Source organism: Stenotrophomonas sp. 2YAF22 (genome assembly GCF_052114665.1).
GTDB classification, from domain to species: Bacteria; Pseudomonadota; Gammaproteobacteria; order Xanthomonadales; family Xanthomonadaceae; genus Stenotrophomonas; species Stenotrophomonas indicatrix.
The window spans coordinates 1-2,036 of sequence record NZ_JBFRFE010000698.1 but is presented as its reverse complement, the minus strand read 5'-3'; the positions used below and the strand labels follow the sequence as shown (position 1 = coordinate 2,036).

At 64.0% G+C, this 2,036-nt stretch carries 1 protein-coding gene; it reads left to right on the top strand.

Annotated features, from left to right (window positions below):
- Window positions 1-2,036 (top strand): ribonucleoside-diphosphate reductase subunit alpha (locus AB4Y84_RS20080; protein ID WP_442250767.1); only part of this gene is annotated, 2,036 nt, incomplete at both ends.

Below are 2,036 nucleotides of genomic sequence, written 5' to 3'. Positions count from 1 at the left end.
CGTCCAACGCGATGAGTGTGACCAAGCGCAATGGCACGACCGAACTGGTGGATCTGAACAAGATCGTCCGCGCGGTGCAGCGTTCCTCAGAAGGCCTGCACGCCGTCGATCCGATGCGTGTGGCCACCCGCACCATTTCCGGCCTGTACAACGGCGCCACCACGCAGGAGCTGGACGAACTGTCCATCCGCACCGCGGCGCTGCTGATCGGCGAAGAGCCCGAGTACGGCCGCCTGGCCGCGCGCCTGCTGGCCAACTTCATCGCCAAGGAAGTGTCCAACCAGGAAATCCACGCGTTCTCGCAGTCCGTGGGTCGTGGCCACGAAGTGGGCCTGATCAACGACCGCCTGCTGAACTTCGTGCAGACCAACGCACGCAAGCTCAACGATGCCATCGACATCTCGCTGGACCTGAACTTCGATTACTTCGGCCTGCGTACCCTGTACGACCGCTACCTGCTGCGCCACCCGCACACCCGCAAGGTGATCGAGACCCCGCAGCAGTTCTTCCTGCGCATCGCCAGCGCGCTGAGCGAGGACGTGCCGGAAACCCTGGCGCTGTACAAGCGCATGGGCAACCTGGACTACCTGCCGTCCAGCCCGACCCTGTTCAACTCCGGCACCACCCACGAGCAGCTGTCCTCGTGCTTCCTGCTGGACTCGCCGCAGGATTCGCTGGAATCGATCTACTCCAAGTACGGCGACATTGCCCAGCTGTCCAAGTTCTCCGGCGGCATCGGCGTCAGCTACACCCGCGTGCGTTCGCGTGGCTCGCTGATCAAGTCGACCAACGGCCACTCCAACGGCATCGTGCCGTGGCTGAAGACCATGGATTCGTCGGTGGCTGCGGTGAACCAGGGCGGCAAGCGCAAGGGCGCGGCCTGCGTGTACCTGGAAACCTGGCACGCCGACATCGAGGACTTCCTCGAGCTGCGTGACAACACCGGCGACGAATCGCGCCGTGCGCACAACCTGAACCTGGCCAACTGGATCCCGGACCTGTTCATGAAGCGTGTCGAATCGGACCAGGAATGGTCGCTGTTCGATCCGCGCGTGGTGCCTGAATTCACCGATCTGTTCGGCGAAGCCTTCGAGGCCGCCTACCTGCAGGCCGAAGCACAGGGCAAGGCCAACCGCACCATCTCCGCGCGCAAGCTGTACTCGCGGATGATGCGCACCCTGGCCGAGACCGGCAACGGCTGGATGACCTTCAAGGACAAGTGCAACCGCGCCAGCAACCAGACCCTGCGCGCCGGCAACGTGATCCACCTGTCCAACCTGTGCACCGAGATCCTGGAAGTCACCTCGGCTGAAGAAACCGCGGTGTGCAATCTGGGTTCGATCAACCTGGGCAACCACTTCGACGGCAACGGCGAGTTCGATTTCGACAAGCTGGCCGACACCGTGCGCCTGGCCGTGCGCCAGCTGGACCGCGTGATCGACCTGAACTTCTACCCGATCGAATCGGCACGCCGCGGCAACCTGCGCTGGCGTCCGGTCGGCCTGGGCTGCATGGGCCTGCAGGACGTGTTCTTCCGCAAGCGCCTGCCGTTCGATGGCGCCGAAGCCCGCGCGCTGTCGAAGAAGATTGCCGAGACCATCTACTTCCACGCGCTGGAAACCTCGGTCGAACTGGCCCAGGAACGCGGCAAGCACCCGTCCTTCGCCGACACCCGTGCGGCCAGCGGCGAGCTTCAGTTCGATGCGTGGAACGTGGTGCCGGAAGATGCCGCGCGCTGGGATGCCCTGCGTGAGCGCATCAAGGAACACGGCCTGCGCAACTCGCTGATGATCGCGATCGCCCCGACCGCCACCATCGCCTCCATCGCCGGTTGCTACGAGTGCGTGGAACCGCAGGTGTCCAACCTGTTCAAGCGCGAGACGCTGTCCGGTGACTTCCTGCAGGTGAACCGTTACCTGGTGAACGAGCTGAAGAAGCTGGGCCACTGGACCCCGGAAATGCGCGATGCGATCAAGCTGGCCGACGGCTCGATCCAGGCCATCACCCAGATTCCGGAAACGCTGCGCCACGTCTAC